This is a genomic window from Veillonella sp. VA139 (genome assembly GCF_003992005.1).
Classification (GTDB): domain Bacteria; phylum Bacillota; class Negativicutes; order Veillonellales; family Veillonellaceae; genus F0422.
Genome location: NZ_RQVL01000012.1, coordinates 1 through 12957, shown reverse-complemented (window position 1 = coordinate 12957; position 12957 = coordinate 1). Strand labels below are relative to the sequence as shown.

Here is a 12957-nt window from a genome sequence, read left to right as displayed (position 1 = left end):
AACAGTGAATTGGAGTTCGTCTTGTTATAATTAGCTTCTTGGGGTATCTTTAAATACTGTAGAAAAGAGGAAGGAAATAATAAATGGCTAAAATGAGAATATCACCGGAATTGAAAAAACTGATCGAAAAATACCGCTGCGTAAAAGATACGGAAGGAATGTCTCCTGCTAAGGTATATAAGCTGGTGGGAGAAAATGAAAACCTATATTTAAAAATGACGGACAGCCGGTATAAAGGGACCACCTATGATGTGGAACGGGAAAAGGACATGATGCTATGGCTGGAAGGAAAGCTGCCTGTTCCAAAGGTCCTGCACTTTGAACGGCATGATGGCTGGAGCAATCTGCTCATGAGTGAGGCCGATGGCGTCCTTTGCTCGGAAGAGTATGAAGATGAACAAAGCCCTGAAAAGATTATCGAGCTGTATGCGGAGTGCATCAGGCTCTTTCACTCCATCGACATATCGGATTGTCCCTATACGAATAGCTTAGACAGCCGCTTAGCCGAATTGGATTACTTACTGAATAACGATCTGGCCGATGTGGATTGCGAAAACTGGGAAGAAGACACTCCATTTAAAGATCCGCGCGAGCTGTATGATTTTTTAAAGACGGAAAAGCCCGAAGAGGAACTTGTCTTTTCCCACGGCGACCTGGGAGACAGCAACATCTTTGTGAAAGATGGCAAAGTAAGTGGCTTTATTGATCTTGGGAGAAGCGGCAGGGCGGACAAGTGGTATGACATTGCCTTCTGCGTCCGGTCGATCAGGGAGGATATCGGGGAAGAACAGTATGTCGAGCTATTTTTTGACTTACTGGGGATCAAGCCTGATTGGGAGAAAATAAAATATTATATTTTACTGGATGAATTGTTTTAGTACCTAGATTTAGATGTCTAAAAAGCTTTAACTACAAGCTTTTTAGACATCTAATCTTTTCTGAAGTACATCCGCAACTGTCCATACTCTGATGTTTTATATCTTTTCTAAAAGTTCGCTAGATAGAGTTCTATATTAGAGATGTAAAGAGTTTTGGTGAAGAGGTTTGTGAGTATGGCTTTTATAACCAGGGTGCAATGAGAAGCACTAACAGCAGCTAGCTTAAGAACGCATAGGATATACTTTTTATGGAAGTCACAGAGGAGGAATAAAATTTGAACAGGATTAACAGAGTAACCTCTATTCTTATTCAGCTGCAATCAAAAAAAAATAATTCCTGCCAAAGAAATTGCACAGCGATTTAATATAAGCTTAAGGACAGTTTACAGAGATATCCGGACACTTGAAGAAGCCGGAATACCAATTGGATCTGAGGCCGGAAAAGGATATTTTCTTGTAGAGGGCTTCCTACTTCCGCCGGTAATGTTTACAGCGGCGGAAGTGGGTGCATTGATTACAGCAGGGAAATTTTTAAATTGCCATGGAGATGAATCATTTATAAAGGATTTTGATTCAGCTATGTATAAAATCAAATCTATTTTGAAGCATGGTGAAAAAAACTATGCACAGGAGTTGGAGAACAGTATTAACGTGTACAGCACATCTGGACAGAAAAATACATTGGCGGATAACGTTATTGCAGCAATTCAGACTGCAATCTGCAATAAAAGGGTAATATCAATTCAATATCCTGCATCAGGAGGGCAAGAACCGGAAAGCAGAATGATAGAGCCTATATCACTGGGGTTTTATGAACAGAACTGGTACTTAATCGGTTTTGCAGGCTAAGAAATGAATATAGGAATTTTCGTGTGGATCGGATTAAAAGCATTTGCATAGAAGAAGAGCTCTGTCAAAGCCATGATGGCTCTTTGGAACAAATATTAAAACAAATGCTTTCATATAAAAAACTATATGCCCTACAATGCCGTTGTAAAAATTGGGGAAAAGGGATATATTGATTTTATATCTTTCTCAAAATAAATATAAAAGCCCTTTAAAGAGGGCTTTTATATATTAATCACAAATCACTTATCACAAATCACAAGTGATTTGTGATTGTTGATGATAAAATAAGAATAAGAAGAAATAGAAAGAAGTGAGTGATTGTGGGAAATTTAGGCGCACAAAAAGAAAAACGAAATGATACACCAATCAGTGCAAAAAAAGATATAATGGGAGATAAGACGGTTCGTGTTCGTGCTGACTTGCACCATATCATAAAAATCGAAACAGCAAAGAATGGCGGAAACGTAAAAGAAGTTATGGAAATAAGACTTAGAAGCAAACTTAAGAGTGTGTTGATAGTGCAGTATCTTAAAATTTTGTGTATAATAGGAATTGAAGTTAAATTAGATGCTAAAAATTTGTAATTAAGAAGGAGGGATTCGTCATGTTGGTATTCCAAATGCGTAATGTAGATAAAACATCTACTGTTTTGAAACAGACTAAAAACAGTGATTACGCAGATAAATAAATACGTTAGATTAATTCCTACCAGTGACTAATCTTATGACTTTTTAAACAGATAACTAAAATTACAAACAAATCGTTTAACTTCTGTATTTATTTACAGATGTAATCACTTCAGGAGTGATTACATGAACAAAAATATAAAATATTCTCAAAACTTTTTAACGAGTGAAAAAGTACTCAACCAAATAATAAAACAATTGAATTTAAAAGAAACCGATACCGTTTACGAAATTGGAACAGGTAAAGGGCATTTAACGACGAAACTGGCTAAAATAAGTAAACAGGTAACGTCTATTGAATTAGACAGTCATCTATTCAACTTATCGTCAGAAAAATTAAAACTGAATACTCGTGTCACTTTAATTCACCAAGATATTCTACAGTTTCAATTCCCTAACAAACAGAGGTATAAAATTGTTGGGAATATTCCTTACCATTTAAGCACACAAATTATTAAAAAAGTGGTTTTTGAAAGCCGTGCGTCTGACATCTATCTGATTGTTGAAGAAGGATTCTACAAGCGTACCTTGGATATTCACCGAACACTAGGGTTGCTCTTGCACACTCAAGTCTCGATTCAGCAATTGCTTAAGCTGCCAGCGGAATGCTTTCATCCTAAACCAAAAGTAAACAGTGTCTTAATAAAACTTACCCGCCATACCACAGATGTTCCAGATAAATATTGGAAGCTATATACGTACTTTGTTTCAAAATGGGTCAATCGAGAATATCGTCAACTGTTTACTAAAAATCAGTTTCATCAAGCAATGAAACACGCCAAAGTAAACAATTTAAGTACCATTACTTATGAGCAAGTATTGTCTATTTTTAATAGTTATCTATTATTTAACGGGAGGAAATAATTCTATGAGTCGCTTTTTTAAATTTGGAAAGTTACACGTTACTAAAGGGAATGGAGATAAATTATTAGATATACTACTGACAGCTTCCAAGAAGCTAAAGAGGTCCCTAGCGCCTACGGGGAATTTGTATCGATAAGGGGTACAAATTCCCACTAAGCGCTCGGGACCCCTTGTAGGAAAATGTCCTAAGTGGGATATCTGTCAACTGGTATGGTTGACTAAAAATACTTCCTACGAAAATGTAGGGGGTATTTTTTTACGAAAAAATACAATCGATTCTTAAAAAGAAAAATTTTTGATTGGCAAAACCATAACAAGTTCGTTTTAGGGTTTTGATTTTGCGATTGATGCCTTCTAAAGGACCATTAGAGTATTCAAATTTAGCGCTATTTAAGACATATTTTCTGTTTTGACGAAGGGTTTGAATAGCAGTATCCATTTCTGTATTGGTTTTTTGGTAGTCTAAGATGGTTGACTCTAGTAATTCACTATTGCGCTCGTTTAGGGCTTTCGTGATATCTTGGTAAGTTTGGTATACTTCAGCGAACTTGGAAAATTTACTAGTAATGAGATCAACAGCATTTTGGCGAGTCATATATTGTTTAACGCCGCGAAGAAAAACTACTTCTTCAGGGTGAAGATCTTCAGCTTTTTTATGGAATAGCTTCCAATGTGACTTCATAATTTTATATTCTTGGCTCTGTTTATCAAGTTGCTTTAGGATAGAGATACGACAATTGTCCAAAGCGCGACCAGCTAATTGTACAAGGTGGAAGCGATCAATAATGATATTGGCATTAGGGAAAAGGCGATAGATAAAACTTTGATATTGAGCATTTAAATCAATTACAACTGATTGAACGCATTCGCGTTCGGCTTTTGAATAACGACTTTCAAAATAATCAACAATGGTAGGTGATAGACGATCCTGTAACTTTGTGACAATTTGGTGGGTTTCAGCGTCACAACAGATAAAGGACATCACAGACTTAATTGAACGAAACTCGTCAAAACATAGATGCTTAGGCAACTTAGCCACACGATAGTGTGGTTCCATGCGCTCTAAGATTGTTCGACGAACACTGCTAGGAGAGCAGTGACACATTTCAGCAATAAGCTGACCAGATAAGCCTTTACGAGCTAAAAGCATGATTTGATTTTTGAGATCACTGGATAAGGTTTGATTTTCTTTGGTTAAATTAGTAATAGCACCAAAAGTAGTATGGCATGATTTACATTTATAGCGTTGTTTACGAAGCTCTAGTTCATATCTTCTCCCATTTAAACTTGCCAGTCGTACATGAGTTTTGCGAAAGCCATCCTTATTAACTGTGGGAAAGCCACAGTTACGACAACGATTAATCGGATAAGAAAGAGTAGCTGTTATTAGCGTTATATACTCTTTAACAGAATCGTTGTTGTGTTCAGCTTCTTCAACAGAAATAATTTTAATATTTTTATCTTTAATTCCAAGAATATTTAGGATAGAATCATTATGGGACATTTGTTTAACCTTCTTTCATGATTTTTGTGGTGAATTGATTGTATAACGAGGGGACAGCAAATGTCCTCTTTTTTGTATAAAAAAATCTGGCATGGAATCTCTATCCATACCAGAAAGTGTATACCCCAAAAAAATAACTCAAATACAAATTCATTGAATATAGAGAGGAGAACATTTTTATGAATTTTGGACAAAACCTTTATAACTGGTTTCTATCAAACGCTCAATCACTGGTGCTTTTAGCAATCGTTGTGATTGGCTTGTATCTTGGCTTCAAGCGTGAGTTTAGCAAACTGATTGGCTTTTTAATTATTGCGATTATTGCGGTTGGCTTAGTCTTCAACGCTGCTGGAGTAAAAGACATTTTACTAGAGCTATTCAATCGCATTATTGGTGCTTAAATAAAACCGTTCTTTTGTGGAATATAAGTGGTTTTCTTATGTTCCGCAAAGGAATGGTACACCAAACGAAGTGCGGTAGGGATTTTTGAATCTCTACAAAGAAAGGACGTGAATATATGGACGATATGCAAGTCTATATTGCGAATTTAGGCAAATACAATGAGGGCGAATTGGTCGGTGCGTGGTTTACCTTTCTCATTGACTTTGAGGAAGTCAAAGAGAAAATCGGCTTGAATGATGAATATGAGGAATACGCCATTCATGACTACGAGTTACCCTTTACGGTTGACGAATACACTTCCATTGGCGAACTCAATCGACTATGGGAAATGGTATCGGAATTACCCGAAGAATTACAATCGGAGCTATCTGCTCTGCTCACTCATTTTTCAAGCATTGAAGAACTAAGCGAACATCAAGAGGATATTATCATTCATTCCGATTGTGATGATATGTATGACGTGGCACGCTACTACATTGAAGAAACGGGTGCTTTAGGCGAAGTACCAGCTAGTCTTCAAAACTATATTGATTATCAAGCCTATGGTCGGGATTTAGACCTTTCAGGAACGTTTATCTCAACCAATCATGGGATTTTTGAAATCGTCTATTAAATCTGTCGGTACATTACTACTGGCAGATTTTCTATTTTACGGGGTGGCTCAATCAGCTACCCCTATTTTTTATGAAAGGATTGATTACATGAAGAAAATACGAAGCTATACCAGTATCTGGTCTGTGGAAAAGGTACTGTATTCTATCAATGATTTTAGACTTCCGTTTCCCATAACCTTTACGCAAATGACATGGTTTGTCGTGTCACTCTTTGCAGTGATGATACTTGGCAACTTGCCCCCTCTTTCCATGATAGAGGGAGCATTTCTCAAATACTTTGGGATTCCTGTGGCTTTCACATGGTTTATGTCTACAAAAACTTTTGATGGTAAAAAGCCTTATGGATTTTTGAAGTCTGTCATTGCTTATGCACTGCGACCAAAGCTGACCTATGCAGGAAAAAAAGTAACGCTTGGCAGAAACCAGCCACAAGAAGCCATTACAGCAGTTAGGAGTGAATTTTATGGCATATCCAATTAAATACATTGAAAACAATCTCGTCTGGAATAAAGACGGGGAATGTTATGCTTACTATGAGCTTGTTCCTTACAATTACTCATTTCTAAGTCCAGAACAGAAAATACAAGTGCATGATTCTTTCAGACAGCTTATCGCACAAAATCGTGATGGCAAAATTCATGCTTTACAAATCAGTACAGAATCCAGCATACGTTCTGCACAAGAGCGTTCCAAAAATGAAGTCACTGGCAAGCTCAAAGCGGTTGCCTATGACAAAATCGACCAACAGACAGACGCTTTAATATCCATGATTGGCGAAAATCAAGTGAACTACCGTTTCTTTATCGGCTTTAAGTTGCTTCTCAACGATCAGGAGTTTTCTATGAAAAGTCTTACCGTTGAAGCAAAAAATGCTTTGTCTGATTTTGTCTATGATGTGAACCATAAGCTGATGGGCGATTTTGTTAGTATGAGTAATGATGAAATCCTGCGTTTTCAGAAGATGGAAAAGCTCTTAGAAAATAAAATCTCTCGTCGTTTCAAAATCCGCAGGTTAGATAAGGACGACTTCGGCTATCTGATTGAACACCTTTACGGACAGACAGGCACTGCCTATGAAGAGTATGAGTACCATCTATCAAAGAAAAAGCTGGATAATGAAACGCTGATTAAATACTATGACTTGATTAAGCCTACTCGCTGTTTGGTGGAAGAAAAACAGCGATATTTGAAAATCCAGCAGGAAGATGAAACCGTCTATGTAGCTTACTTTACCATTAACAGCATTGTCGGAGAACTGGACTTCCCGTCCTCTGAAATCTTCTACTACCAGCAACAGCAATTTACATTCCCGATTGATACGTCAATGAATGTGGAAATTGTAGCGAATCGTAAAGCCCTATCTACTGTCCGCAATAAAAAGAAAGAACTGAAAGACTTGGATAACCACGCTTGGCAAAGTGATAATGAAACCAGCTCCAATGTGGCGGAAGCTCTGGAAAGTGTGAATGAGCTGGAAACCAATTTAGACCAAAGCAAGGAATCTATGTACAAGCTGTCTTATGTGGTAAGGGTATCAGCAAATGATCTTGACGAACTCAAACGTCGTTGTAATGAAGTGAAAGATTTTTATGACGATTTAAGCGTAAAACTGGTACGACCATTTGGGGATATGCTCGGCTTACATGAAGAATTTTTACCTGCCAGCAAGCGTTATATGAATGATTATATTCAATACGTGACCTCTGATTTCCTCGCTGGTTTAGGTTTTGGTGCTACTCAAATGCTGGGGGAAAATGAGGGGATTTATGTTGGCTACAGCTTAGATACTGGACGCAATGTCTATCTGAAACCTGCTCTTGCCAGTCAAGGGGTTAAGGGTTCAGTAACCAATGCGTTAGCGTCGGCTTTTGTTGGTTCGCTGGGTGGTGGTAAATCCTTTGCGAATAACCTTATCGTCTATTATGCGGTGCTTTATGGGGCACAAGCAGTGATTGTAGACCCAAAAGCAGAACGTGGCAGATGGAAAGAAACCTTGCCAGAGATTTCCCATGAAATCAATATCGTCACTCTGACTTCTGATGAGAAAAACAAAGGCTTACTTGACCCTTATGTGATTATGAAAAATCCCAAAGATTCTGAATCACTGGCTATTGATATTCTGACATTCCTTACGGGGATTTCCTCTCGTGATGGGGAACGCTTCCCAATCCTTAGAAAAGCCATTCGTGCAGTAACCAATAGTGAAGTACGAGGGTTGATGAAAGTGATTGAGGAATTACGGGTTGAGAATACGCCACTAAGTACCAGTATAGCCGACCATATCGAAAGTTTTACAGACTATGACTTTGCACATTTATTATTCAGTAATGGTTATGTGGAGCAGTCTATCAGCTTAGAAAAACAACTGAACATTATACAGGTTGCGGACTTGGTACTTCCCGACAAGGAAACTTCCTTTGAGGAATATACCACTATGGAGCTTTTATCCGTTGCTATGCTGATTGTCATTAGTACCTTTGCTTTAGACTTTATCCATACAGACCGAAGCATTTTCAAGATTGTAGATTTAGACGAAGCATGGAGCTTTTTACAGGTAGCACAAGGAAAAACACTATCTATGAAGCTGGTTCGGGCTGGTCGTGCTATGAACGCTGGGGTATATTTCGTGACCCAAAATACAGACGACCTCTTAGATGAAAAACTGAAAAATAACCTCGGCTTAAAATTTGCATTTCGTTCCACTGACCTTAACGAGATTAAAAAGACCTTAGCCTTTTTTGGTGTAGACCCAGAGGACGAAAACAATCAGAAGCGATTGCGTGATTTGGAAAACGGGCAATGCCTTATCAGTGATTTATATGGTCGTGTCGGTGTGATACAGTTCCACCCTGTATTTGAAGAACTGCTCCATGCCTTTGATACCAGACCACCTGTGCGAAAAGAGGTGTAAATGTGAAACCATCAATAGTAAACAGAATAAAATCAAACTGGACGCTGAAACGTCTAGGTAAAGTGGCAATGACAGTGGCTTTCACACTTGTGATTGCCATTTTTCTTTTAGCCATGCTGGGAACGGTGGTTCAAGCTGCGGGCTTGGTAGATGATACAGTCAATGTGGCAAATGAATACAGCCGATACCCACTTGAAAACTATCAACTGGATTTTTATGTGGATAATAGCTGGGGCTGGCTTCCGTGGAACTGGTCGGACGGGATTGGAAAACAGGTCATGTATGGACTATATGCCATTACCAATTTTATTTGGACAATCAGTTTGTATGTTTCCAATGCGACAGGTTACTTAGTACAGGAAGCCTATTCCTTAGACTTCATTTCCGCTACAGCAGATTCCATTGGTAAGAATATGCAGACCTTAGCTGGTGTGAGTGCAAACGGATTTTCAACAGAGGGTTTCTATGTTGGATTCCTCTTACTCTTGATTTTGGTTCTTGGGGTTTATGTTGCCTATACGGGACTGATAAAGAGAGAAACCACAAAGGCAATTCATGCCATTATGAATTTTGTGCTGGTGTTTATCCTATCGGCTTCCTTTATTGCCTACGCTCCCGACTACATTAAAAAAATCAATGACTTTTCATCAGACATCAGTAATGCCAGTTTATCACTTGGCACGAAGATTGTCATGCCCCATTCCGATAGTCAAGGCAAGGACAGCGTGGACTTAATCAGAGATAGCCTGTTTTCCATACAGGTTCAGCAACCGTGGCTACTGCTTCAATACAACAGTTCAGACATTGAAAGTATCGGTATTGACTGTGTGGAAAGCCTGCTCTCCACCAGCCCAGATTCCAACAATGGCGAAGACAGAGAAAAAATTGTTGCGGAAGAAATTGAAGACAGAAGCAATACCAATCTAACCATTACAAAGACCATTAACCGTTTAGGTACAGTCTTCTTCCTATTTGTCTTCAATATTGGGATTTCCATATTTGTATTCCTATTAACAGGAATCATGATTTTCTCGCAGGTACTTTTTATCATCTATGCTATGTTTCTGCCTGTAAGCTTTATTTTAAGCATGATTCCATCATTTGATGGTATGTCAAAACGAGCCATAACAAAGCTCTTTAATACCATTTTGACACGAGCTGGAATCACATTGATTATTACGACAGCATTTAGTATTTCAACCATGCTCTATACCTTATCGGCTGGTTATCCGTTCTTTTTGATTGCTTTTCTACAGATTGTGACCTTTGCAGGAATCTACTTCAAGCTGGGCGATTTAATGAGTATGTTTTCTCTACAGAGTAACGATTCTCAAAGTGTGGGAAGTCGTGTGATGAGAAAACCTCGTATGCTTATGCACGCTCACATGCACCGTCTACAGCGGAAACTTGGACGTTCCATGACTACTCTAGGGGCTGGGTCTGCCATTGTTACAGGTAAAAAAGGACAGTCGGGTTCGGGGAGTTCTGCAAGGACACAAGCAGATCACTCCCGACCAGACGGAAAGGAAAAATCAACACTTGGAAAACGTATCGGTCAAACCATCGGTACAGTAGCTGATACCAAAGACAGAATGGTAGACACTGCTAGTGGTTTGAAAGAACAGGTTAAAGATTTGCCGACCAATGCAAGATATGCAGTATATCAAGGAAAATCCAAAGTAAAAGAGAATGTCCGTGATTTAACCAGTAGTATTTCTCAAACCAAAGCGGACAGAGCCAGTGGACGCAAGGAACAGCAGGAACAAAGGCGAAAAACCATTGCGAAGCGTCGCTCTGAAATGGAACAGGTCAAACAGAAAAAACAGCCTGCTTCTTCTGTTCATGAAAGACCGACTACAAGACAAGAACAATATCATGATGAACAGACCTCAAAACAGTCTAATATTCAGACTTCATATAAGGAATCTCAACAAGCCAAACAAGAGCGTCCAGCAGTTAAGTCCGATTTTTCAAGTCCAAAAGTGGAACGCCAAGGCAATACCGTTCAAGAAAAAACCGTTCAAAAGCCAGCAACTTCAACCACTACAGCAGATAGAACTTCACAACGTCCAATCACAAAAGAACGTCCGTCTACTGTTCAAAGAGTACCACTACAAAATACAAGAAGTAGACCACCAATCAAAACTGCCACCATTAAGAAAGTCGGTAAGAAACCATGAAGTTGAAAACTTTAGTGATTGGTGGTTCTGGATTATTCTTGATGGTCTTCTCACTGCTTCTGTTTGTTGCCATTTTATTTTCAGATGAACAGGACAGCGGAATTTCCAATATTCATTATGGAGGTGTGAATGTTTCCGCAGAAGTGCTGGCTCATAAGCCTATGGTAGAAAAATATGCCAAAGAATATGGCGTTGAAGAATATGTCAACATACATCTTGCGATTATACAGGTGGAATCGGGCGGTACTGCGGAAGATGTTATGCAGTCCTCGGAATCCCTCGGTCTTCCACCTAATTCATTGAGTACAGAAGAATCCATTAAGCAAGGTGTGAAGTATTTCAGTGAATTATTAGCCAGTAGCGAAAGGCTCAGTGTAGATTTAGAATCGGTTATCCAGTCCTACAATTATGGTGGTGGTTTCTTAGGGTATGTGGCTAATCGTGGAAATAAATATACCTTTGAACTGGCTCAAAGTTTCTCAAAAGAGTATTCAGGTGGCGAAAAAGTGTCTTACCCCAATCCCATAGCCATACCTATCAATGGGGGCTGGCGATACAACTATGGCAATATGTTTTATGTGCAACTGGTAACGCAGTATCTTGTCACAACAGAGTTTGATGATGATACGGTACAAGCCATCATGGACGAAGCACTGAAATATGAGGGCTGGCGATACGTTTACGGTGGAGCTTCCCCGACTACTTCTTTTGATTGTAGCGGACTGACACAATGGACGTATGGAAAAGCTGGAATTAACTTACCACGAACCGCACAACAGCAATATGATGTGACCCAGCATATCCCACTATCGGAAGCACAAGCTGGCGATTTGGTTTTCTTTCATTCTACCTATAACGCTGGCTCTTATATTACTCATGTTGGGATATACCTTGGCAATAACCGTATGTTTCATGCAGGCGACCCAATCGGTTATGCCGACTTAACAAGCCCCTACTGGCAACAGCATTTAGTGGGAGCAGGACGAATCAAACAATGAGAAAGGAAGATTTAATGATGAAATTTAGAAAAAATCAGAATAAAGAAAAACAGATACCAAAGGAAAAGAAACCTCGTGTCTACTATAAGGTCAATCCTCATAAAAAGGTTGTGATTGCCTTGTGGGTACTTTTAGGGCTTAGTTTCAGCTTTGCGATATTCAAGCACTTTACAGCTATAGATACTCATACTATTCACGAAACAACTATCATAGAAAAGGAATACGTTGATACTCATCATGTAGAAAATTTTGTAGAGAACTTTGCGAAAGTCTACTATTCATGGGAGCAATCCGATAAGTCCATTGATAATCGAATGGAAAGTCTAAAAGGCTATCTGACAGATGAACTTCAAGCTCTCAATGTTGATACAGTACGCAAAGATATTCCTGTATCGTCTTCTGTAAGAGGATTTCAGATATGGACGGTAGAGCCAACTGGCGACAATGAGTTTAATGTAACCTACAGTGTAGACCAGCTCATTACAGAGGGAGAAAATACAAAGACCGTCCACTCTGCTTATATAGTGAGTGTCTATGTAGATGGTTCTGGAAATATGGTACTGGTTAAGAATCCGACCATTACCAACATACCTAAGAAATCAAGTTATAAACCAAAAGCCATTGAAAGTGAGGGGACGGTTGATTCCATTACAACCAATGAAATCAATGAGTTTTTAACGACGTTCTTCAAGCTCTATCCTACAGCGACAGCCAGTGAACTTTCCTACTATGTGAATGACGGGATATTAAAACCAATCGGAAAAGAGTACATCTTTCAAGAACTGGTAAATCCTATTCACAATCGTAAGGATAATCAAGTCACGGTATCGCTGACAGTGGAGTATATCGACCAGCAGACCAAAGCAACGCAGGTATCTCAATTTGATTTGGTACTTGAAAAGAACGGGAGTAATTGGAAGATTATAGAATAACAAATATTGGTACATTATTACAGCTATTTTGTAATCACGTACTCTCTTTGATAAAAAATTGGGGTACTGTCAAGAATTTTGTGTAAACTCTTTAAGAAATAAATGCTCTAAGCAATTAAATGGATGAAAGTAAGTGAGC

The 12957-nt window shown here is 38.8% G+C and carries 12 protein-coding genes and 4 pseudogenes; 15 read left to right on the top strand and 1 reads right to left on the bottom strand.

Annotated features, from left to right (window positions below; translation table 11 throughout):
• The first annotated feature begins 83 nt into the window (after nucleotides 1-83).
• The 8 genes and pseudogenes from aph(3')-IIIa (at nucleotide 84) to EO125_RS10115 (ending at nucleotide 3413) form a co-directional block, all read left to right on the top strand.
• Complete coding sequence (aph(3')-IIIa, locus tag EO125_RS05495) at nucleotides 84-878, top strand: aminoglycoside O-phosphotransferase APH(3')-IIIa (protein ID WP_001096887.1); 795 nt, start codon at nucleotides 84-86, stop codon at nucleotides 876-878.
• A gap of 330 nt (nucleotides 879-1208) precedes the next feature.
• Nucleotides 1209-1268, top strand: a pseudogene (locus tag EO125_RS10175) (helix-turn-helix domain-containing protein); the annotation flags it as partial.
• Nucleotides 1269-1361: 93 nt separating this feature from the next.
• Nucleotides 1362-1855: pseudogene (locus EO125_RS10170) on the top strand (helix-turn-helix transcriptional regulator); the annotation flags it as partial.
• Nucleotides 1845-1922, top strand: a pseudogene (locus EO125_RS10165) (topoisomerase); the annotation flags it as partial. The pseudogenes EO125_RS10170 and EO125_RS10165, both read left to right, overlap by 11 nt.
• 119 nt (nucleotides 1923-2041) lie before the next feature.
• Nucleotides 2042-2283 (top strand): annotated as a pseudogene (locus EO125_RS05475) (peptide-binding protein).
• 48 nt (nucleotides 2284-2331) lie between these two features.
• Entirely contained in the window at nucleotides 2332-2415 is an 84-nt protein-coding gene (locus EO125_RS05470) for a 23S rRNA methyltransferase attenuation leader peptide (RefSeq protein ID WP_001814874.1), read from the top strand.
• A 124-nt stretch (nucleotides 2416-2539) separates the two neighbouring features.
• Entirely contained in the window at nucleotides 2540-3277 is a 738-nt protein-coding gene (gene erm(B) / locus EO125_RS05465) for a 23S rRNA (adenine(2058)-N(6))-methyltransferase Erm(B) (RefSeq protein ID WP_001038795.1), read from the top strand.
• Between the two features lie 4 nt (nucleotides 3278-3281).
• Nucleotides 3282-3413 (top strand): hypothetical protein, encoded by a 132-nt coding sequence (locus tag EO125_RS10115; protein WP_000085862.1) that lies wholly within the window; start codon nucleotides 3282-3284, stop codon nucleotides 3411-3413.
• A 120-nt stretch (nucleotides 3414-3533) separates the two neighbouring features.
• On the opposite strand, the gene EO125_RS05455 is transcribed toward EO125_RS10115, so the two are convergent.
• Nucleotides 3534-4781, bottom strand: coding sequence for an ISL3 family transposase (locus EO125_RS05455; protein ID WP_000019067.1), 1248 nt, complete (start codon nucleotides 4779-4781; stop codon nucleotides 3534-3536).
• Nucleotides 4782-4960: 179 nt separating this feature from the next.
• Between EO125_RS05455 and EO125_RS05450 the strand changes: the two genes are divergently transcribed.
• From EO125_RS05450 to EO125_RS05420, 7 genes are all read left to right on the top strand, one after another.
• Nucleotides 4961-5182 (top strand): hypothetical protein, encoded by a 222-nt coding sequence (locus EO125_RS05450; RefSeq protein ID WP_001009056.1) that lies wholly within the window; start codon nucleotides 4961-4963, stop codon nucleotides 5180-5182.
• A gap of 116 nt (nucleotides 5183-5298) precedes the next feature.
• On the top strand, nucleotides 5299-5796 hold the full coding sequence (locus EO125_RS05445; RefSeq protein ID WP_127148019.1) for an antirestriction protein ArdA: 498 nt from the start codon (nucleotides 5299-5301) through the stop codon (nucleotides 5794-5796).
• 88 nt (nucleotides 5797-5884) lie between these two features.
• Nucleotides 5885-6277 (top strand): conjugal transfer protein, encoded by a 393-nt coding sequence (locus EO125_RS05440; protein WP_000723888.1) that lies wholly within the window; start codon nucleotides 5885-5887, stop codon nucleotides 6275-6277.
• Entirely contained in the window at nucleotides 6261-8708 is a 2448-nt protein-coding gene (locus tag EO125_RS05435; protein WP_000331160.1) for an ATP-binding protein, read from the top strand. The genes EO125_RS05440 and EO125_RS05435 overlap by 17 nt, the downstream gene beginning before the upstream one ends.
• Nucleotides 8709-8710: 2 nt before the next feature.
• Nucleotides 8711-10888: a CD3337/EF1877 family mobilome membrane protein gene (locus tag EO125_RS05430; protein WP_100910889.1), complete on the top strand. Its 2178-nt coding sequence runs from the start codon at nucleotides 8711-8713 to the stop codon at nucleotides 10886-10888.
• A complete protein-coding gene (locus EO125_RS05425; RefSeq protein ID WP_126940766.1) occupies nucleotides 10885-11886 on the top strand; it encodes a lysozyme family protein in 1002 nt (333 codons plus the stop codon). The genes EO125_RS05430 and EO125_RS05425 overlap by 4 nt, the downstream gene beginning before the upstream one ends.
• Nucleotides 11883-12818 (top strand): conjugal transfer protein, encoded by a 936-nt coding sequence (locus tag EO125_RS05420; RefSeq protein ID WP_001224320.1) that lies wholly within the window; start codon nucleotides 11883-11885, stop codon nucleotides 12816-12818. The genes EO125_RS05425 and EO125_RS05420 overlap by 4 nt, the downstream gene beginning before the upstream one ends.
• The last annotated feature ends 139 nt before the right edge of the window (nucleotides 12819-12957 follow it).

Bases quoted from the DNA above. Each gene is read 5' to 3' on its own strand.
- EO125_RS05435 (WP_000331160.1), top strand. From the start codon at position 6,261: ATGGCATATCCAATTAAATACATTGAAAACAATCTCGTCTGGAATAAA.
- EO125_RS05420 (WP_001224320.1), top strand. From the start codon at position 11,883: ATGAGAAAGGAAGATTTAATGATGAAATTTAGAAAAAATCAGAATAAA.
- EO125_RS05445 (WP_127148019.1), top strand. From the start codon at position 5,299: ATGGACGATATGCAAGTCTATATTGCGAATTTAGGCAAATACAATGAG.
- EO125_RS05470 (WP_001814874.1), top strand. From the start codon at position 2,332: ATGTTGGTATTCCAAATGCGTAATGTAGATAAAACATCTACTGTTTTG.
- EO125_RS05450 (WP_001009056.1), top strand. From the start codon at position 4,961: ATGAATTTTGGACAAAACCTTTATAACTGGTTTCTATCAAACGCTCAA.
- EO125_RS05455 (WP_000019067.1), bottom strand. From the start codon at position 4,781: ATGTCCCATAATGATTCTATCCTAAATATTCTTGGAATTAAAGATAAA.
- EO125_RS10115 (WP_000085862.1), top strand. From the start codon at position 3,282: ATGAGTCGCTTTTTTAAATTTGGAAAGTTACACGTTACTAAAGGGAAT.
- EO125_RS05440 (WP_000723888.1), top strand. From the start codon at position 5,885: ATGAAGAAAATACGAAGCTATACCAGTATCTGGTCTGTGGAAAAGGTA.
- EO125_RS05425 (WP_126940766.1), top strand. From the start codon at position 10,885: ATGAAGTTGAAAACTTTAGTGATTGGTGGTTCTGGATTATTCTTGATG.